The sequence below is a fragment of the Domibacillus sp. 8LH genome, assembly GCF_038806185.1.
Lineage (GTDB): Bacteria > Bacillota > Bacilli > Bacillales > Domibacillaceae > Domibacillus > Domibacillus indicus_A.
Map to the genome: position 1 here is coordinate 499594 of NZ_JAVJNG010000001.1, position 19255 is coordinate 518848.

A 19255-nucleotide genomic window follows, 5' to 3' on the forward strand; every position below is an offset into this window, starting at 1 on the left:
GTGGAGGGATTGCATCATGATAGATAAAAGAAAACTGATCGGCGAAAATCGGCGTGAGCAGATTTTGCACTGGCTTCAATCAAGCCAGAATCCGCTGACCGGGAGTGAGCTGGCGGAACGGGCACAAGTGAGCCGTCAGGTTGTAGTCGGAGATATTACGCTGCTTAAAGCCCGCGGCATTCCAATTGTGGCGACAAGCCAAGGGTATGTATATATGGATTCACCTCAGAGCGGACAAGTGGAACGGGTCGTTGCCTGCTCGCATCCGCCCGGTCAAACAAAAGAAGAGCTTCTTCTCCTCGTAGACCTTGGTGTTCTTGTTAAAGACGTTAAAATTGAACATCCGGTTTATGGTGATTTAACCGCGTCCATTATGGTATCAAATCGAAAAGAAGCAATGCAGTTTTTGGATAAAATCAATCAAACAGGTGCGGCTTACTTGTCTGAGCTGACAGAAGGCGTTCATTTGCATACATTGTCCGCCAAAGAAGCCGCGGTACTTGATGAAGCTGAGCAGGCTTTGCGTGAAGCCGGATTTTTGCTTCAATAAAATAAAAAAGAAGCCCGTTTTGAAACAGGCTTCTTTTTATGCTTTTTCCGCGGCTTGTCCTACTTCATAGCCGTAATAACTTCCGAGCACCTGCACCTTGCATCCGAGTGCTTCCATCTCAGCGAAAGCGCCCGGCACTAACACATCGTCAATGCGCTGCGCAACATCAATAATGAAAAAATAATTGCCCAGACCTGTTTTAAGAGGGCGAGACTCAATTTTCGCAAGGTTCAGATTTCGCCAGGCGAACGTTGCTAGTACTTGATGAAGCGTCCCCGGCCGGTCTGTCGGCAGCGTAACAACAATGGTTGTTTTACCGCCTGTTTTAGGAAGTGAAAACGATAACTCTTCGTGTGTTTTAGATAAAACAAGAAAACGAGTATGATTAAACGCAAAATCATGAATATCTGCTTTTGCTGTATACAGGCCATATTCTTTTGCTGAAAGTGAATTGGCTATGGCTGCAATACATTCTTCCGGATGCTCACTTACATATTTCGCTGCGGCCGCCGTCGAAGTCATTTGCTGCGATGGAATGCCATAAAAATGACGGTGCAAAAATTTGTGGCATTGCGCAATGGCATGCGGATGCGACAAAACTCTTTTAGCTTCTGTCCATTTATCGGCATTGTCCGGATGAACAAGCAGGTGCTGCTGAATCGGAGCCGTTAGTTCGCCGACAATGGTTAGATCCGCTTCATGAAACAAATGATCGATAGTCATATTGACCGTGCCTTCTAAGGCGTTTTCAATCGGTACAACAGCCAGATCTGCTTTTCCTTCAATAACATAGTCCATGCATTCCGGAATGGTTACACATGGAATCCGCTCGTCATTCGGGAATGCTTCTGATACCGCAATATCAGTGAATGTAGCCGCGGGACCTAAAAAAGCAATTTTCCTCAAAACAGTTCACTCCAGTCTTCTCTTCAAACAACTTATGCGCCCGAACCGAGCACTTCTACTGTATCAACAAATTCCAATTTTTTTAATTGAGATAATAGCTCGTCCAGCCCGGTGATCATGCCGGTCACATTCAAGGACAGCGTCACGTTTGCGCGTCCCTGCAGCGGAATCGTCTGGTGAATCGTCAACACGTTTCCGCCGCAGCTCGCGACAACGGCCAGCAGTTCAGATAAGGTACCCGATCGGTCTTCCAGGTGAAAAAATAAAGTAATGATCCGCTCTTTGACAACGGTGTGAAACGGAAACACCGTATCGCGGTATTTATAAAAAGCACTGCGGCTCAAATCCACTTGTTGAACCGCGTCCCAGACAGAGTCTGCTCGTTTCCGTTCGATTAATTCTTTTGCATCAAGCGTTTTTTTCATCGCTTCCGGAAGTACATCTTCGCGGACAAGATAAAATTTTTCATTCTGTTCTTTCTTCCCCATGTCGCTCCCCCTCAAAACCGCCGGCTGCAGCTTTTAATCGACAAATTCAAATTCGTAATCAAGCAGACGGACGATGTCGCCGTTTTCAGCACCCCGTTCACGCAGCGCTTCATCTACCCCCATTGAGCGCAGCTGGCGGGCAAAGCGTTGAACAGATGGTTCCCGCGAGAAGTCCGTCATTTTAAACAATTTTTCAATTTTGCTGCCTGTCAGCTCAAACGCTCCATCTGGACCGCGTGTAATGACAAACTCAGCGGCTTGCTTGTCATGGCGGTACATCACCCGGTTTACAGACAAATCTTCTTCCTCGTGCTCAAGCGGGAATTCAGGCGTCTCTTCCACTTTATCGGCAATTGCAAACAGCAAGTCGCGCAGCCCGCTGCGTGTCAGCGCAGAAATTGGGAAAATAACCGCATCTTCTCCTACTTTTTCCTTGAACACTTTTAAATTTTCTTCTGCTTCCGGCATATCCATTTTATTGGCTACAATAATTTCCGGGCGCTCTGTCAGCCGAAGATTATATTCTTTTAGCTCATTGTTAATGGTTACGTAATCCTCATACGGATCACGGCCTTCCACCGCAGACATGTCAAGTACGTGAACAATGACGCGCGTCCGCTCGATATGACGCAGGAATTGATGGCCAAGTCCGGTTCCTTCATGCGCGCCTTCAATTAATCCTGGCAGATCCGCCATAACAAAACTGCGGCCGTCTTCGGTCTCAACCATGCCGAGATTTGGAACGAGCGTTGTAAAGTGATAGGCCGCGATTTTTGGCTTAGCCGCCGTTACGACTGAAAGAAGAGTGGATTTACCCACACTTGGAAAACCGACAAGTCCTACATCTGCCAAAAGCTTTAATTCTAACGTAACATTACGCTCGATACCCGGCTCCCCGTTTTCAGAGATTTCCGGTGCCGGATTAGCCGGTGTCGCAAAGCGGCTGTTTCCACGGCCGCCGCGGCCGCCGCGCGCAATAATGGCCTGCTGCCCGTGTTCTACCAGATCCGCAATCACTTCTCCGGTTTCATCATCTGTTACGACTGTGCCCGGCGGAACCTTGATAATCATATCTTTCGAATTACGGCCGTGCATGTTTTTGCTCATACCGTGCTCGCCGCGCGGCGCTTTGAAATGGCGCTGGTAACGGAAGTCCATTAATGTGCGGAGTCCTTCTTCCACTTCAAATACTACATTCGCGCCGTTTCCGCCATCGCCGCCGGCCGGCCCGCCGTTCGGTACGTATTTTTCACGGCGGAATGCGACCATCCCGTTACCTCCGTCGCCGCCTTTAACATATATTTTAACCTGATCTACAAACATATTGTCTGTTCCTCCTAAAATGTCACTTCCATTAGTATATCCCCGGAATCCGTTTCCCACACAGCACTTTTAAGCTCAAGACTATGCGCAAATTCCTTTATTTTCTTCAGAAGCAGCGGCCGGTTAGCCACTTCTCCCATCCATTCCATCTCTGCAGCAAGAGACCCTTGTTTTTCAGATAAATGAACAAACAGCTCGTGCTCGTTAAATTCTTTTACATGCTGCTCCAGCAGCGAAAATAACCGATTAAAGAAACGGCACGCTTTTTGGTCGTCCGCCGTGCCAGCTGCAACGGATTCATCCAGTTCATATTCAAGCCGGAATAAGTGCTGCGACCAGTTAAACGTCATAAACAGCTCCGCCATCCCCGGCATGCCAAGATTACACAGCCTCGACTCCTGTACAGCCTTTAAAATGATATGATCTGCAGCTCGGGCTGCGGCATCAATGTTATTAAGAGAAAGATACCCTTTGACAATTTGTATATCATTCATCCAGTCATGACGCGCATGACGAAGCGTTTTTAACAACGTCCATTTTTCATTTTCCACTTGGCTGATCACACCCCCCGCTCGTTCCAACGTTCACACATTCTTTTTTAGTATAGCAGAAAAATGTCCCAATTGAACGGGAAAACCTCAAAGCCTGCACACAAAAAAATAGAGGCGCTCCGAAAGGTTGACTTTCAGAACGCCTCCATTCGTTCATCCAATTATTGAGCAGCAGGATAAACACTTACTTTTTTACGATCGCGTCCAACGCGCTCGAAACGAACGATACCGTCTGTTTTCGCAAACAATGTATCATCGCCGCCACGGCCAACGTTTTCACCTGGGTGAACTTTTGTACCGCGTTGACGGTAAAGGATTGAACCACCTGTAACGAATTGACCGTCAGCACGTTTAGCGCCAAGGCGTTTTGCTTCAGAGTCACGTCCGTTCTTTGTAGAACCTACCCCTTTTTTGGATGCGAAAAATTGAAGATCCAATTTCAACAACATGTGATTTCACCTCCTATAGAAAATTTATCTTAATATACTGTCCGTGCCCTTCTTCAATCGTCTGCAGTGAAACGACCATGCCTTCGAGCAGAAGCTGAATCTGGCTGCGCTTGTCTTCAGGCAGTTCGTCCGGCACCTTGCAGTAAAGCAGGCCGCCATCTTCCCCCAGTTCGATATGAGGTGTGATACCGGTCAATGCCTGTACTGCATTAATAGCGCCGAACGAAACAGCTGATGCACCGGCGCAGACAAGATCTTTGCCGCTTTCATCAAAGCCAGCATGTCCCTTCATCGTAAATGACTGAATGAGCCCGGCCTCGTTTTTGTTCACATCTACATAGATCATTGCATCATCGCCTTATGCGTTGATTTTTTCAATGACTACTTTCGTGTAAGGCTGACGGTGTCCTTGCTTTTTGCGGTAGTTTTTCTTCGCTTTGAATTTGAAAACGATGATTTTCTTCGCGCGTCCTTGCTTTTCAACCTTCGCCGTTACAGTTGCGCCTTCTACGACTGGGCTGCCGACTTTCACGTCGTTGCCACCAACGAAAAGAACTTTATCAAAAGTGACAGTGTCACCATCTTGTGCGTTCAATTTTTCGATGTAGATTGCTTGACCTTCTTCAACTTTAACCTGCTTGCCGCCTGTTTCAATAATTGCGTACATTTCTGCACCTCCCTGTTTACTCAGACTCGCCACTTAACAGGTGATCGATCGATACTTAAAACCTGCTGTGCGCGGTTGTAGCACGGGTGCTACAAACAATAACATATGAATTCTATCATCTTTTAAAAGAAGTGTCAATCCATATTTTCATCAACTTCCCGGATGTATTTTTTTCCGGCAAAAAAGGATTGAAGCAATTGTTCTTCTGTCATATCCCTGCCGCCTTTCACTTTAAGCGTGTGCGCCCGGTTCCGTTTAAACCTTCTGACCGTGTAAAGCAGGCGGTCTGATTTCAATACAGGCAGATCAAGCAGGCGCAATGAAACCGGCTCATAATAGCGGGCCGTTAAAAATCGGATAAACATTACTTCTTTTTCTTTCCACATAACAAGAAGCTGGACTGCGACGTAGGAAGCCGTTAAAACGAGCTGGACGTAAAAGGGAAGCAGAACAACGGCTGCCCCCATCAGCAAAGCAAGCGACGCAAATGAAAAAAAGATCGACTGCTTGTACGCTTTGTAGTAAGGATGAAGTGTACATAGAAGGAGCTGAACCATTTTCCCACCATCAAGCGGCAGGACCGGAAGCAGATTAAATAAAAAAATAAAAGCATTTAATTGAAACAGCAATTGCGATACATCTGTACTGATCCAGCCGGCTTTTTGCATAAGCATGCTTGCCGCAAGCATAGGGACATGCATAAAAGGACCGGAGATAACAACGATCCATTCTTCGACAAGCGGCCGTCCCGCATGCTCATCCGTTTCAAGCTTTCCGCCAAAGGGCAGGAATTCCACTTTGGTGATGCGCCAGCCTGCTGCTTTAGCGGCGGCGGCATGCCCCATTTCATGAACAAACAGAATGAGGGCGACACAAAGCCCCTCTAAAAAAAGACCTGTAGCAGCAGCAACAGCCCCAAACAGCCAGGTGATCGGATGAATGGATACCTTATTCATTTACATTCACTTTTCTGGAAGAAAGAATCTGGCCGTTTTTTCGTTCGATGAATTCAACCGATTTTCCAGAAGCGGCTCCAACCGGCTCTCCTTGTTTAATGCGTTCAAAAAGACGATACGAATGAGGACGCAGTCCCTTCACCTCCATTTCTGAACCATCTTCCTGCTGAATGACGATATATTCAGCGCCAACCCGTACTACTACGCCGTTTTGTTCCGCGGCGAGCAGGCTGTTTGTGCTGGCAACGAAAGTCTGCCTGTTATTTGTTTGATGCATAGCCGGCAATAAAGGACCGAATTGTTCCTCATATGCGGTCGAAAAAACGGCAAACGAAAAGTCACGGGTAAAGATGGTTTGCACAAAGGAGGTATGCTGATTAACATACACAGCCGCAAATAAGCAAACAGAAACGAGGACTTTCTTGATCATCAGAATCCCTCCCGCCTGCTTATGTATATGCCGTCTAAAGAAAAAAAGCCGCTTTAAAAAAGCGGCTTTTTTATCGGCTCATGCCAATAAATCGTTTGAACTTCGTGAAAAACGTATCCTTTTCCTGCTCAAGCGGCTGAAGCGGAACCGACTCGCCGAGTATACGGCGGGCGATGTTCCGATATGCGATTGAAGCACGGTTGTTCGGATTATGTGCAACCGGCTCTCCGTTATGAGACGATTTAATGACCTCGTCATCATCTGCTACAATCCCGATCAGCTCAATCGACAAATGAGCAGCTACTTCATCCACATCCAGCATGTCACCTTCTTTGACCATATGATTGCGGATCCGGTTTACCACAAGCTTTGGCGGTGCCATGCCTTCTTCTTTTTCCAAAAGACCGATTACACGGTCTGCATCCCGGACGGATGATTTTTCCGGTGTAGTCACGACAATGGCGCGATCTGCACCGGCTACAGCGTTTTTATATCCCTGCTCAATTCCAGCGGGGCAGTCAATTAAAATATAATCGTAATCTTGTTTTAATTCATCGACCAATTTTTTCATTTGCTCAGGCGTAACAGCAGACTTATCGGTCGTTTGGGCAGCCGGCAGCAAATAGAGGAGATCATTAAAACGCTTGTCCTTTACAAGAGCCTGATGCGTTTTGCATCGCTCCTCCACTACGTCAACAAGGTCATAAATAATCCGATTTTCAAGTCCCATGACTACATCCAGGTTACGAAGACCGATATCTGTGTCAACGAGACATACTTTTTTCTCCTGCAGCGCAAGCGCTGTGCCGAGATTGGCGGTCGTTGTTGTTTTGCCGACTCCGCCTTTTCCAGAAGTAATGACAATTGCTTCCCCCACTTAAAAGCCCCCTTTAAACGTCGATAAATCAGGACGCAAATATTTCAATACTTGCAGCCGATCAATCACCAATTGTTGTGCTTCATTAATAAACGCGCATTCCGATTCTGTAATGTCTTCTTCATCATATCGGTCTGGTGAACGGGTTAAATGACTGCTGATCCGCAGCTGGGACGGCATCATTTTTCCGGCGGCAATCACCGCATTGTCATTTCCATAGCAGCCCGCGTGCGCCATGCCTTTCAGCGCCCCCATGATAAAAATGCTTCCTCCTGCCATCACAGCACCGCCAGGATTTACATCCCCAATCAGCAGTAAATCTCCTGGCACTTCCAGCACCTGACCGGAACGGATACGGCCTGTATATGAAACAATTTCATTTTCTTCTTTCCATTGTATAGCTTCGTCAATTGTCAGCACGTTGGACTTGATGTCTTCGACAACTAGATGACGGCGCTGCCTGATCAGCTGACGCAGTTCTTCTTTTTCTTCTTCAGTCAAATATCGGTTCCCTGTTTGAACCGTGACTGTAATGAGTGCATTTTCGCCGTCTTTTGTAACGGCATCTAATTTTTCGGTTAATTCCTCTATTAATTCATTATAGGAACATTTATCACTTAACTGAAGAGTCAGGCCGTCTTTCGTCCCTTTAATGACGACATTTTGACTTTGTTTCATAGAAAGTATCCCACCTCTGTACGTCTCAATATTCGACAGCGCTATCCGATATTCCTTTTTTCTCTCTTAATCGAACACTTTTTTCAATTTCAAAAAAGCACCTCGAAGCGGGATGGCAAACAGAATGTAAAAAAGAGCATTTAACACAAGCGTTGCCAAAAGCCGCATATAGGTGAATTGCTCAAATGAAAAGGTTGTCCGCTGTACGAGCACATTTAATCCGTACATGACCAATTCAAGCAGGGCAATATCAAACAACACGATAACGAGAAAAACAGGCAGTGTACCATGAAGCCATTTCGTCAGCATGGATGTTATGTAAACGATAAGCGGCAGGAAAAAGAAATAGGCGCCTAGAAGCCCTGTATAAAACATATCAAATAAAAAGCCGAAGAAAAAGCCATATTTTATAGCTGTATTCCTGTCAAAGAAAACAGACATAAACAAAAGGCCAATGATAAAAAAACGCGGAACCGGCATGTAAGCCCCGTCAAAGGCCTGTTCTGAAAAAAAGATCATAAACACACTATCACTATAAAACAGGGCGGTCATTAAAAGAGGAAGGAGCGCTTTTTTCACATTCCTTCCTCCTCAACCACTACCTGCTGGCGGTCTTCTTCTTCAGGCAGTACTTTTGTCATTTTACGCTTGGACACCATAACGTGTTCCAAATCGTAAAAGCTTGCGGCCGGTTTGACAAGTGCTGTCTGCGTTAAACCAAATTCATCCGGAACAAGCTCCGATACCTTTCCAATCACCAGGCCTTTCGGGAAAACGCCGCCAAGGCCGGATGTTGTGACAGCTTGTCCTTTTTTTACTTTCGCATCGGATGGAATCTTCGTTAATTGAAGCATTTGTTTTTCTTCATCATATCCTTCAATAAGCCCATAAACGGTTTTGTCGCCTTGGACAAGCGCCGAAACGCGGTTGTTTGAATCGTGAGCCGACAAAAGCTGCACAGTAGACGTGAACTTTGACGTACTCTGTACTTTTCCAACCAAGCCGCTCGCTGTCATCACTGCCATATCCGGCTCAATCCCATTTGATTCTCCTTGATCGATGGTAATCAACTCATACCAGCGGTCAGGATTGCGGGCAATGACCGTTGCCTGCACGGGCTCGTAATCAGCCAGGCTGTCTTCTTTCTCAAGCACTTTACGGAGTTCGGCATTATCTTTTTCAAGACGCGCCACGTCACTTTCCAGCTGGGCAAGCTCTTCCAAGTGAGTGCGAAGCTTTTCATTTTCTTCATATGTATGGCGCAACCTGCTTACATCGTCAAAAAAAGACTCCACAGCACCCGCAGGCTTCGACATAATATTCTGCCCGAAACCTGTTACGTCTTTAATAAATTTTTCCGGCCAAGTGATGTTCTCCCGTTCCCGCATGGAAAAACCAATCATAGCAACAAGAAGAATAATACTGCCGAGCAATATAATCAACCGCTTGTTTGTTAAAAAGTGCGGCATGAATTCCACCTCAGTTTTCTAAGCATTCAAAACGGTGAGGCTGGTTCAACGCGCACCGGAAAACCGGTTAAGACGCGCGGAGAACCGGCCTCATCGTCAAGGATTATTTGTTTTTAAACAGATGAATGTGATCCAATGCAAGACCCGTTCCTACTGCAACACAGTCAAGTGGATTTTCGGCAATAATAACTGGCATATTGGTTTCCTTGCTGATCACCTTGTCTAAATTGCGCAGCAGCGCACCGCCGCCTGTTAGTACAATACCGCGGTCCATAATATCGGCCGCTAATTCCGGAGGCGTTTTTTCCAAGGTGCCTTTTACCGTTTCTACAATGGCGTAAACTGTGTCTTTTAGCGCATCTGCTATTTCTTGTGCGGTAATTTCAATCGTTTTCGGCAATCCTGTCAACAAATCACGGCCGCGGATTTCCAAGTTTGGAATGCCTTCCGCATCGCCGGCTGACCCGACCTCCATTTTAATCATTTCTGCTGTCCGGTCTCCGATCAGCAAATTGTACTGCTTACGGATATACGCAATAATCGCATCATCCATTTCATCACCGGCAATCCGAAGTGATTCGCTTGTCACGATACCGCCAAGCGAAATAATCGCGACTTCTGTCGTACCGCCGCCGATATCTACTACCATGCTTCCCGTTGGTTCCCATACAGGAAGATTGGCCCCGATGGCTGCTGCAAACGGCTCTTCAATCGGATAAGCATCACGTGCCCCCGCCTGGCGTGTCGCATCAATTACCGCGCGGCGTTCAACGGCTGTAATACCAGATGGCACACAAACCATTACATACGGCTTGCTTGATAGGAAGCCGCTTGCACCTTTTGTCGCCTGCTTAATGTAGTACTTAATCATCGTGGCTGTTGTTTCATAGTCGGCAATAACACCGTCTTTCATCGGGCGAGTGGCAATGATATTACCCGGTGTCCGGCCGATCATGTTGCGTGCATCATTTCCAACTGCCACGATCTGTTTTGTATCTGTCTGCAATGCAACAACAGATGGCTCCCGTACAATAACACCTTTTCCTTTTGCATAAACAAGTGTATTCGCTGTTCCAAGGTCGATGCCAAGGTCACGGCTCCCAATTCCAAACATGTAGTGTATCTCCCTTTCCTCAATAGACCCTTTTTATCGTGATCATTTCACTAGATATGGCTGTTTCAAAATGTGTGAAAAGCTTCTCAAAAACCATAACTTATATTATAGCGGAACGAAAAAAAAAAGCATAGCGTTATAAATAACCTTTTTCTTTCAAACTCACATATTTCTTCTCACCTATAATCAAATGGTCGAGGATATCAATGCCTAATATTTTTCCGCACTCCACCAGCCGTTTAGTTACATCGATGTCTTCACGGCTCGGGGACGGGTCGCCCGATGGATGATTATGCAGGCAGACAATCGACGCAGCGGAGCGGCGGAATGCTTCTTTAAAGACCTCGCGCGGATGGACAATCGAAGCATTTAAGCTGCCAATAAACAGGGTTTGTTTGTGCATCACCTGGTTTTTTGTGTTTAAGTAAAGTGCGACAAAATGCTCCTGGCTTAAGAAGCGCATTTCTTCCATCATATAATTAGCGGCATCTTCCGGAGAGCGGATGGTAAAACGCTCATCATACTTTAAGCGTTCTATACGCCGCCCTATTTCAACGGCCGCCATCAGCTGAATCGCTTTGGCGCTTCCTATTCCTTTGATGGATGTAATTTCTTCAAGTGAGGCATCCTTGAGCAGGCGAAGGCCTTCAAAGTAGATTAAAATGCGATTGGACAGCTGCAGAACCGATTCTTCTTTTGAACCGGTACGAAGTAAAATAGCGAGGAGTTCATGGTTGGATAAACTGTGAGGACCGCTCGCAATCATTCTTTCACGCGGGCGGTCGTGCGGCGGAACATCCCGTATCATCAGCGGCTGAGACGGGATTGTTTTATCATGGGTCATTTGGATTCTTCCCTTCTTTCAATCGCGGACCGGCCCGTCCTCAAGAAGGCCCAATTGATTCAAGCGGCGGTGAAGTGAGGAAACCGGCAGTCCCACTACATTAAAATAATCACCGTGAATCGCTTTAACAAAAAGCGCGCCGGCTGTTTGAATTCCATAGCTGCCTGCTTTATCAAACGGGTCGCCTGTCTTGATATAAGCCGCCATCTCCGCTTTTGTCAGTTCCCAAAATTCAACGTCGGTTTTTTCATGAAAGACCACTCTTTCATTTCTCGAGAGAATGGCAACACCGGTATAAACGGCATGGTGACGGCCGGAAAGCCTACAAAGCATGTCCATCGCCTCCTGCTCGGTTTCCGGCTTTCCAAGAATACGATCGTCAACAGACACAACGGTATCCGCACCGATCACTACTTTATCCGGATATTCAGCCAAAACAGCTTCTGCTTTTCGAAGAGCAAGCTGCTCAACTGCCTGAGCCGGATGCGTTCCAGGTGCGATGGTTTCGTCCGTATTGGCCGCATGAACGGTAAAAGGAATGTTTACTTGAGCAAGCAATTCTTTTCTGCGGGGCGATGATGAAGCCAAAATAATGTGGGTCAAAGAGGATCACCTTTCCTTTTGGTCGGATATAAAGAGTCATTGGGAGTTACGCGTTTATCATATCAAACAACGTACCGGCAAACAATAAAAACCCGCCGGATGGAGGCAGGCTAGGGCGACAGAATCGAGGCGGCTTCTTCTAGCTGCTGATCCTCTGCCGCTTTTTTCAACACTTTTTCTTCTTCGCTTGAAACAGTGACTTTCGTTTCTTTTACATAAGCGGCTGTTCCGCCCGCTTCTAATTGCTGCTCGGCTTGATCTGCTTCGGGTTTGGAGAAAAAAACACCGTAGATCATGCTGTATTGCTTCTCTGATGAAAGAACAGCAGCTCGCTCTTCTGAGGCAGCAGCTGCTTCGTCTGCCGCCGATTTTGTAGAATAAAGCCCTCCTTGAAGAACAAACAGCGAAATGTTTTTTTCGGAAGCGGCTGTTACTTTTTCGGCCGGCTCCTCTGCTGACGGCGCCGCTTGCTCAGAAGGCGTACCCGATGCCTGCACTTGTTTGGCTGATTTTTGATCCGGAACCGCGCTCATCATTAACAGCCCAAATACACTGCCTGTTAAAAGAGCAGCAAAAATAATTAAAATTCCTGTCCCTGCTTTTAAAGCAGGCTTTTTTTTCGGCTTCGGCAGCACCGTTTCTTCACCGGGAAGCTGCCAAATTAATACTTCTCCATCCCGGCGTGTCCAGTCCGGTTCTTCCATGTTTATCCCTCCTCTCTTAAACATACGGCTTATAGAAAGCAAAAAGAACAGAATAAATATTATTCTGTCCTTATAATTTTTAATAGACAAGATGATCACTAGATACGTTTCTTTACACCTGTTTTTCAAAAGAAACTTAAGTACCAATCAATAAATATATTACCTTTAAAATAAGCTAGCAATGTACCCATCGAAATAAATGGAGCGAAAGGGACAGGTTCTTTTCTTTTTATTATTCCAAAAAATAAAAGAATAAGACTTATGACGGCTCCAAAGAAACAAGCAAGGAAAAAAGCTAGTAGAATCAATTTAAACCCTAATATAAATCCAAGCAGCGCAAACAATTTAATATCTCCTCCGCCAATTCCTCCCTTTGATAACATAGCAAATACTGCTAATACACCAAAAGTGAAGAAAGCGGCTAATAAAGAGTTTCCCCAAGATTCTAGAGGCTTAATAAGCCATATAGGAAATATGATACTTCCAAAAACCAGTAAGAGTTTATTTGGAATAAGCATATAAACAAGATCTGAAACAATAAGAATACTAAGTAACGAAATAAGCAGAAAGGCGTATAAAAAAGATAACGACCAGCCAAAAGTTTGATATGCAAATACAAAAAGCAGTGGTGTAACAAGCTCCATTATAAAATAAAGAGGAGAAATACTCTTTTTACACTTTCTACACCTGCCTCTTAACAGGATATAGGATATAAGAGGCAATAAGTCAGCAAAAGTTAAGCGATACTGACAGTGAGTGCATGTGCTTGGCGGGTAAAGAATTGACTTTCCGGCCGGAACACGCATCCCTATCACATTATAAAACGAACTGAAAACAAGTCCATATAGAAAAATCGCCAAAGAATTCGTCATTAAACTTGATCATTAGAAACATGCATAGACTTATTGTAAATTTTTGATCTGTTGGCCTTCTTCTGAAAAGTGACCGGATACATAAAATTCTTATCTTGTTTGTATTTGATTAACCTAATCATTCTAATGTTCTTCCTCCACTTCTTTTACTTTATGCTCACTATACTTTAAATTTTTCTGGTTATGAAATGTAGAAATGGCGTATTTCCACCCATATATTTACCATTTCCCTCTCTCTATCTAAAGAACTTATACATTTGGTCTTTAATCCAGAAAAAGAAAAGAAGACAATAACACTAATAGTAATATCTTTTGGAGGACATTAAAACGATGTAAATTAGTGAGCAAATAATCCTTTTGCTCCTTTTTTCCACTTTGAACTAACCATTTAAATGGTTAGTTCTTGTTTTATCATAGAAATAAAATAAAGAGAGCCCGTGACAATAAGAATATCTTGAACCGCAGAATTTTGCTGGAAGTCTCGAATAACCCTCACATAATCTGGATCAAATATAACTGATGCGCTTTGAAATGGTGCATACTCTTTTGCGCCTGCGGCTCTTGGAAAGTCAAACGAAGTCAGGTACAGCTGATCTGCCATTTGATCTAAACGTGTAATCATTCCATCAAGTGGTTTATCCTTCATCGCTGCAAACAGGACCGTTATATTTTTATTCGGAAAACGCTGGCCGGCTGTCCGCACAAGTGCTTCTACCCCTTCTTCATTATGAGCGCCGTCTGCAATAATCAGCGGATCGTCTGAGAGTGTTTCAAACCGGCCCGGCCATACAGCTTTTTGGAGCCCTTGCTCAATATGGTGCTCTTCGATTAAAAAAGAGTAAAATACGCGTAAAAAGTCAGCTGCCATCACGGCTGTCGCTGCGTTTTGCACCTGGTGCAGACCGGCAAGTCCCGTTTCAAGGGCAGGACGGCTGCTGTAAAGAGACGTGAAGTCAAATTGTTCTCCTTTTTCCGTTGAAGCGGTCCATCTGCCCGTGAAATCCCGGCCGTATTGGTAGAGTGCTGAACGTTTTTGCTTTGCCGTCTCGGCAATCACAACAAGAGCTTCCGGCTGATGAACCGCTGTTACAACGGGCACACCGCTTTTAATAATGCCTGCTTTTTCCCGCGCAATTTCTTCCAGCGTGTCACCAAGGAATTGAAGGTGATCCATGCCAACCGTGGTGATCACCGATAGCAGCGGATGAACAATGTTTGTTGAATCCAGGCGGCCGCCAAGACCGACTTCAAATAAAACAAGGTCAACCGGATGCATATAAGCAAAATAATAAAAAGCCATAGCCGTAATGATTTCAAATTCACTCGGCCCGCCCATTTCCAGCTTTTCCATTTCATCTGCAATCGTTTTAATTTTCACTGCCAAAGCCGTAATCTCTTCATCTAAAATAGGCGTCCCATTAACGCTGATCCGCTCATTGAATTGTTCAATGTAAGGTGATGTAAACGTCCCTGTTTCAAAGCCGGCTTCCGTTAAAATCGACCGCAGCATAGCGGTAGTCGAGCCTTTTCCATTTGTTCCGCCAATATGGACTGCACGCAGGCGGCGCTCGGGATGATCAAGCCGTTCCATCATATATTCCATCCGCATCAGACCCGGCTTAATGCCTACGCGCAGACGTCCATGAATCCAGGCAAGTGCTTCTTCGTACGTATTCATGCCATTTCTTCTCCTTATGTACGAAAAAGACGAACCGCCTTGAGGCGGGTTCGTCTTCTCGATTAATTCTTTAAATCTTCGATGCGTGCTTCAACAGCAGCGAGTTTTTCACGGTAATCCGCTTCTTTCCCACGCTCTTCATCAACGACTTTTTGCGGTGCTTTTGAGATAAACCGCTCATTAGACAGCTTTTTCAGTACGCGGTCTACTTCAGACTGCCATTTTGCTTTTTCTTTTTCAAGACGGGCAATTTCTTCATCAATATTTAATAGACCTGCAAGCGGCATAAAGAGCTCGGCTCCCGTTACAACAGCTGTCATCGCTTTTTCAGGCACTGCCGGGTTTACATCAATCACAAGCTCATCCGGGTTACAGAATCGCTCAATGTAGTAGCGGTTTTCTGTTAAAGTAGAAAGAACTGCTTCGTCTTTTGCTTTTAAAACAAGCGGTACTTTCTTGCTCATCGGCGTGTTCACTTCTGAACGAATGTTGCGGACAGCACGGATAATATCAACGAGCAGCTTCATATTGGCTGCTGCTTCTTTGTTTGTTAAAGAATCATCTGCTGTTGGCCATGATGCTTCGACAATCGTTTCTCCTTCGTGCGGCAGGTTCTGCCAAATTTCTTCGGTAATAAACGGCATAAACGGATGCAGAAGACGCATTGTGTTGTCGAGCACATAAGCAAGAACCGAACGGGTCATTTGCTTCGCCTGTTCATCTTCCCCGTAAAGCGGCAGTTTCGCCATTTCAATATACCAGTCACAGAAATCGTCCCAAATAAAGTTATACAGCGTCCGGCCGACTTCCCCGAACTCGTATTTATCCGATAAGTGTGTCACACTTTCAATCGTTTCATTTAAGCGTGTTAAAATCCATTCATCTGCAACTGATTTTTTGCCCGTCAAATCAATTTGATCATATGTCATGCCGCCCATATTCATCAGGGCGAATCGAGACGCATTCCAAATTTTATTGGCAAAGTTCCATGTTGCTTCTACTTTCTCGGTTGTATAGCGCAAGTCCTGTCCAGGCGAGCTTCCCGTTGCAAGGAAGTAGCGAAGTGAATCGGCACCGTACTGGTCAATGACTTCCATCGGGTCCACACCGTTGCCAAGAGACTTCGACATTTTGCGTCCTTCTGCGTCGCGTACAAGACCATGGATTAAAACATCTTCAAACGGACGTTCACCTGTAAATTCAAGCCCCTGGAAAATCATTCGGGATACCCAGAAGAAAATAATATCATACCCCGTTACAAGGGCTGCGGTCGGGTAATAGCGCTTGAATTCAGTAGAATTTACATCTGGCCAGCCCAGCGTTGAAAACGGCCACAGAGCTGATGAGAACCATGTATCGAGTACGTCGGTATCCTGCTCCCAGTTTTCTGCATCCTGAGGCGCTTCCTGCCCTACATAAACTTCACCTGTTTCTTTATGGTACCAGGCTGGAATGCGGTGCCCCCACCAAAGCTGACGGGAAATACACCAGTCACGGATGTTCTCCATCCAATGCAGGTATGTTTTTTCAAAACGATCCGGTACAAAGTTTACTTTGTTTTCGTTTTTTTGAAGCTCAACGGCTTGTTCAGCCAAAGGACCCATCTTAACAAACCACTGGGTAGACAAATACGGCTCGACAACAGCGCCGCTTCTTTCCGAATGGCCGACTGAATGTAAATGGTCTTCAATCTTAAATAGGACACCTTGTTCCTGAAGATCTTTGACAATCTGCTTGCGGCATTCAAAACGGTCCATGCCGCTGTATGTACCGGCTTCTTTGTTCATTGTTCCGTCTTCATTCATCACAAGGATACGCGGAAGATCATGACGGTTTCCGACTTCAAAATCGTTCGGATCATGCGCTGGCGTAATTTTCACAACACCGCTTCCGAATTCTGGATCTACATACTCATCAGCGATAATTGGAATTACCCGGCCGACAATTGGCAGGACAACATTTTTGCCGATTAAATGTTTGTAACGCTCATCTTCCGGATGAACCGCTACGGCCGTATCACCAAGCATCGTCTCCGGGCGTGTTGTGGCAACTTCAATAGAGCCCGATCCGTCCTCAAGCGGATATTTCATATGATAAAAAGCACCTTGTACATCTTTATAGATAACTTCAATATCTGACAGCGCCGTTTTAGTAGACGGATCCCAGTTGATAATGTACTCACCACGGTAGATGAGCCCTTTTTCATACAGCTTTACGAATACTTCACGAACGGCTTTTGACAACCCTTCATCCAGCGTAAAGCGTTCCCGGCTGTAATCAAGGCCAAGACCAAGCTTTGCCCACTGGGCACGGATATGCCCGGCGTATTCTTCTTTCCATTTCCATGATTCTTCAAGGAATTTCTCACGGCCAAGGTCATAGCGGGTCTTGCCTTCTTCTTTTAACTTCTGTTCTACCTTTGCCTGTGTCGCGATACCGGCATGGTCCATTCCTGGAAGCCATAGAACGTCAAAGCCCTGCATGCGCTTCATGCGCGTTAAAATATCCTGCAGTGTTGTATCCCATGCATGCCCAAGATGAAGCTTCCCTGTAACATTCGGGGGCGGAATAACAATCGTATAAGGGGTTTTGGATTCATCGTTTTTTGCTTCGAAAAATTTGCCGGTTGTCCACCAGTCGTATCGGCCTTTCTCGATCGCCTGTGGATCATATTTTGTCGGCATCGTTGTTTCTTGTTGTGACATTGTTTTTCCTCCTTGTAAAAAAGCGCAAGGCGCACGTTTTTCAGCGGCAAGCTTAAGACACCCCCCACAGAGACGTTTTAGGCCTCCTGAAGGAACCGGCTTATGCCCTTGCTGATGGCGCCTGGAGCTTGGACATCATAAAAAAAAGCCCCGCCGTCTGAAAAGGACGAAGAGGCTGCTTGCGGTACCACCTTTTCCCGGTCCACACGTTTCTTTTCAATACCATTATCTTAGCCGAAAATGCTTCAGTGCGTCAACCTTACGCACCTTTTTTCGTGCAATTCATATGATAAGAAAAGCGCAAGGTGCCGCTTATCGGCGACAAGCATAAGGCAATCACTGACGGAGGTGTTTTGTGCCTCCAGAAGGGGGTTGCCTTATGGAACAAAAGCTAAGAACACGGCATCGTGCCGTAACGCTTTTGTGACCCACATCGTGTGGGTGCCGATGACACCTGAAGCTGGACAGTGATATGAAAAGGAGTGTTTTCCATGATGCGCCATTACGATAGGTGGCCGCCGTGGCTGCGCCGCTGCCGCTTTATGTGCTGCCGGATTATTATTCCGCTTTGCTGCTTTCAAGGGCTGCGCACGCTTTTTTTGCCGACGACGTTTGATGTTATTCTGTTGTCTCTTTTGATTCTTCTTGCGGCTGCTCTTCATCTTGAGTGGTTATAAGTTCCACATTGCCGGAGGATACCTGGAACCGCCATTTTGCTTTTTGTGCAGGCCGCTCTTCAAGCCAGCTAAAAACGGAAGCATCGTCTTCCGCCCGTTTTTGAACTTGAACAGCGGCATCTTCTGATTCTATTTCGGCTGTTTCCTGCTCTTCTTCGGCTTCTGCGCTTTCTTCTGCTTCACTCTCCTCAAGCTCTTCTGCGTCGCTTTCTAAGCTTCCTTCTGGCTCGTACTCGTACGCAGCTGCCACGATTGGCGCTGGTTCTTCCTCTATTTTTCTGACAGTGGACACTGCAATAGCAAGCTCCGCTTCTAAAATAAGCCGGTCCGGCTTTTCTACTGTATAATCAAAGGTGTGAATTTCAATATCTGCCCCCTCCGCCGCACGCTGGTCCGGAGGCAAGACGGCCTGCACCGGAATATGACGGAAAAACTGGCGGATAGAATCTTCTTCCAGACCAAAATAATCGTGTATACGATACTCGCCTGTTACCTCAATAGAGCCCTGCACACTTGCTCCTTGAATCACAACTTGCGGATCAAGAGAAATGGACAGCAGTTCATCCACTTCTTCTCCTTCTGGAAATACAACATCCTCCTGAAGCGCAACGAAAAATAACTCTTCCATGCACACCCCTCCCTTTCGCGCTAGTGTATGCGCGCAGAAACGGAAACATGAAAAAAAGGTGTCTATAACATAGCCTTAAATGCTTT

At 45.8% G+C, this 19255-nt stretch carries 23 protein-coding genes and 1 other annotated feature; of the genes, 2 read left to right on the top strand and 21 right to left on the bottom strand.

Annotated features, from left to right (window positions below; translation table 11 throughout):
• Positions 1–16: 16 nt before the first annotated feature.
• Positions 17–550 carry a transcription repressor NadR gene (locus RG959_RS02635; protein WP_342795829.1) on the top strand — a complete coding sequence of 178 codons (534 nt, stop codon included), beginning with the start codon at positions 17–19 and terminating at the stop codon, positions 548–550.
• Positions 551–586: 36 nt separating this feature from the next.
• Here the strand turns inward: RG959_RS02635 and pheA are convergent, their stop codons facing one another.
• From pheA to RG959_RS02735, 20 genes are all read right to left on the bottom strand, one after another.
• On the bottom strand, positions 587–1456 hold the full coding sequence (gene pheA, locus RG959_RS02640) for a prephenate dehydratase (protein ID WP_342795830.1): 870 nt from the start codon (positions 1454–1456) through the stop codon (positions 587–589).
• A gap of 32 nt (positions 1457–1488) precedes the next feature.
• Complete coding sequence (locus RG959_RS02645) at positions 1489–1944, bottom strand: ACT domain-containing protein (RefSeq protein ID WP_050181236.1); 456 nt, start codon at positions 1942–1944, stop codon at positions 1489–1491.
• A 33-nt stretch (positions 1945–1977) separates the two neighbouring features.
• The gene (gene obgE / locus RG959_RS02650) at positions 1978–3267 is read right to left on the bottom strand and encodes a GTPase ObgE (protein ID WP_342795831.1); all 1290 of its coding nucleotides are present in this window, start codon (positions 3265–3267) and stop codon (positions 1978–1980) included.
• Positions 3268–3281: 14 nt separating this feature from the next.
• Complete coding sequence (locus tag RG959_RS02655; RefSeq protein ID WP_342795832.1) at positions 3282–3848, bottom strand: Spo0B C-terminal domain-containing protein; 567 nt, start codon at positions 3846–3848, stop codon at positions 3282–3284.
• Positions 3849–3979: 131 nt separating this feature from the next.
• The gene (gene rpmA, locus RG959_RS02660; protein WP_309089865.1) at positions 3980–4264 is read right to left on the bottom strand and encodes a 50S ribosomal protein L27; all 285 of its coding nucleotides are present in this window, start codon (positions 4262–4264) and stop codon (positions 3980–3982) included.
• A 16-nt stretch (positions 4265–4280) separates the two neighbouring features.
• Positions 4281–4613: a ribosomal-processing cysteine protease Prp gene (locus RG959_RS02665; protein ID WP_342795833.1), complete on the bottom strand. Its 333-nt coding sequence runs from the start codon at positions 4611–4613 to the stop codon at positions 4281–4283.
• A 12-nt stretch (positions 4614–4625) separates the two neighbouring features.
• Positions 4626–4934, bottom strand: coding sequence for a 50S ribosomal protein L21 (gene rplU / locus RG959_RS02670; RefSeq protein ID WP_251269559.1), 309 nt, complete (start codon positions 4932–4934; stop codon positions 4626–4628).
• A gap of 12 nt (positions 4935–4946) precedes the next feature.
• Positions 4947–5021, bottom strand: a sequence feature (ribosomal protein L21 leader region).
• A gap of 47 nt (positions 5022–5068) precedes the next feature.
• Positions 5069–5890 carry a site-2 protease family protein gene (locus RG959_RS02675; protein WP_342795834.1) on the bottom strand — a complete coding sequence of 274 codons (822 nt, stop codon included), beginning with the start codon at positions 5888–5890 and terminating at the stop codon, positions 5069–5071.
• Positions 5883–6320, bottom strand: coding sequence for a hypothetical protein (locus RG959_RS02680; RefSeq protein ID WP_342795835.1), 438 nt, complete (start codon positions 6318–6320; stop codon positions 5883–5885). Before RG959_RS02680 ends, RG959_RS02675 begins: the two co-directional genes overlap by 8 nt.
• A gap of 70 nt (positions 6321–6390) precedes the next feature.
• The gene (gene minD / locus RG959_RS02685; protein WP_309089662.1) at positions 6391–7197 is read right to left on the bottom strand and encodes a septum site-determining protein MinD; all 807 of its coding nucleotides are present in this window, start codon (positions 7195–7197) and stop codon (positions 6391–6393) included.
• Positions 7198–7875, bottom strand: coding sequence for a septum site-determining protein MinC (gene minC / locus RG959_RS02690; protein ID WP_315694906.1), 678 nt, complete (start codon positions 7873–7875; stop codon positions 7198–7200). It abuts the gene before it with no gap.
• 66 nt (positions 7876–7941) lie between these two features.
• On the bottom strand, positions 7942–8454 hold the full coding sequence (gene mreD / locus RG959_RS02695; RefSeq protein ID WP_251269564.1) for a rod shape-determining protein MreD: 513 nt from the start codon (positions 8452–8454) through the stop codon (positions 7942–7944).
• Complete coding sequence (mreC, locus tag RG959_RS02700) at positions 8451–9344, bottom strand: rod shape-determining protein MreC (protein ID WP_342795836.1); 894 nt, start codon at positions 9342–9344, stop codon at positions 8451–8453. Before mreC ends, mreD begins: the two co-directional genes overlap by 4 nt.
• A gap of 103 nt (positions 9345–9447) precedes the next feature.
• Positions 9448–10458: a rod shape-determining protein gene (locus tag RG959_RS02705; RefSeq protein WP_315694900.1), complete on the bottom strand. Its 1011-nt coding sequence runs from the start codon at positions 10456–10458 to the stop codon at positions 9448–9450.
• 136 nt (positions 10459–10594) lie between these two features.
• On the bottom strand, positions 10595–11302 hold the full coding sequence (gene radC, locus RG959_RS02710) for a RadC family protein (protein WP_342795837.1): 708 nt from the start codon (positions 11300–11302) through the stop codon (positions 10595–10597).
• An 18-nt stretch (positions 11303–11320) separates the two neighbouring features.
• Positions 11321–11905 carry a Maf family protein gene (locus RG959_RS02715; protein ID WP_342795838.1) on the bottom strand — a complete coding sequence of 195 codons (585 nt, stop codon included), beginning with the start codon at positions 11903–11905 and terminating at the stop codon, positions 11321–11323.
• A 110-nt stretch (positions 11906–12015) separates the two neighbouring features.
• Positions 12016–12609, bottom strand: a complete 594-nt coding sequence (locus RG959_RS02720) for a hypothetical protein (protein ID WP_342795839.1) — start codon at positions 12607–12609, stop codon at positions 12016–12018.
• 125 nt (positions 12610–12734) lie between these two features.
• Positions 12735–13481: a prepilin peptidase gene (locus tag RG959_RS02725; RefSeq protein ID WP_342795840.1), complete on the bottom strand. Its 747-nt coding sequence runs from the start codon at positions 13479–13481 to the stop codon at positions 12735–12737.
• 388 nt (positions 13482–13869) lie between these two features.
• On the bottom strand, positions 13870–15159 hold the full coding sequence (locus RG959_RS02730; protein ID WP_342795841.1) for a bifunctional folylpolyglutamate synthase/dihydrofolate synthase: 1290 nt from the start codon (positions 15157–15159) through the stop codon (positions 13870–13872).
• A gap of 62 nt (positions 15160–15221) precedes the next feature.
• The gene (locus RG959_RS02735) at positions 15222–17864 is read right to left on the bottom strand and encodes a valine--tRNA ligase (protein ID WP_342795842.1); all 2643 of its coding nucleotides are present in this window, start codon (positions 17862–17864) and stop codon (positions 15222–15224) included.
• A 491-nt stretch (positions 17865–18355) separates the two neighbouring features.
• Between RG959_RS02735 and RG959_RS02740 the strand changes: the two genes are divergently transcribed.
• Entirely contained in the window at positions 18356–18541 is a 186-nt protein-coding gene (locus RG959_RS02740; RefSeq protein ID WP_245629860.1) for a hypothetical protein, read from the top strand.
• On the opposite strand, the gene RG959_RS02745 is transcribed toward RG959_RS02740, so the two are convergent.
• Positions 18483–19169 (bottom strand): hypothetical protein, encoded by a 687-nt coding sequence (locus RG959_RS02745; protein WP_342795843.1) that lies wholly within the window; start codon positions 19167–19169, stop codon positions 18483–18485. The genes RG959_RS02740 and RG959_RS02745 overlap by 59 nt on opposite strands.
• Between the last annotated feature and the right edge of the window lie 86 nt (positions 19170–19255).